Source organism: Streptococcus sp. GMD1S (assembly GCF_000296875.1).
In the GTDB taxonomy this organism is placed as follows: domain Bacteria; phylum Bacillota; class Bacilli; order Lactobacillales; family Streptococcaceae; genus Streptococcus.
In genome coordinates, this window is sequence record NZ_AJQY01000292.1 from 1 (window position 1) to 556 (window position 556).

General features: G+C 47.5%; 1 protein-coding gene. It reads left to right on the forward strand.

Going from position 1 to position 556, the window contains the following annotated elements; translation table 11 throughout:
* On the forward strand, positions 1-556 hold a 556-nt coding region (locus GMD1S_RS08855), incomplete at both ends, for a G5 domain-containing protein (RefSeq protein ID WP_000296672.1).

The window sequence follows — 556 nt, forward strand, 5'->3', positions numbered from 1 at the left end:
CCGGAACTCATCACAAGAGCAGAAAAGATTCCATTTGAAGTTATCAAGAAGGAAAAGCCGAACCTCCCAGCCGGTCAGGAAAAGATCATCACACCAGGTGTAGAGGGCGAACGTACTCATTACATCTCTGTCCTTACTGAAAATGGAAAACAAACAGAAACGGTTCTAGATAGCCAAGTGACCAAAGAACCTGTGACCCAAGTGGTTGAAATCGGCGCCCCTATTACTCACAAAGGAGATGAAAGTGGCCTTGCTCCAGCTGCCGAAGCGAAACCAAGGCTGGATATCCAAGAGGAAGATATTCCGTTCACTACTGTGACACGTGAAAATCCACAATTGCCACTCGGACAAACGCAAGTCATCGTTACTGGTGTAAATGGTCGCCGTACGATTTTCTACTCTGTCAGCACTACTGCTGACGGCAAGGAAGAAAGAACACTTGTCAATAGTGCGGTATCGCAGGAAGCGGTCGCTCAAGTTGTTGAAGTCGGCACTGCCGTTGAGAAAGCTGAGCAAACTGCACCAACTACTGCCAAAGCAGATGAAAAACAACTCC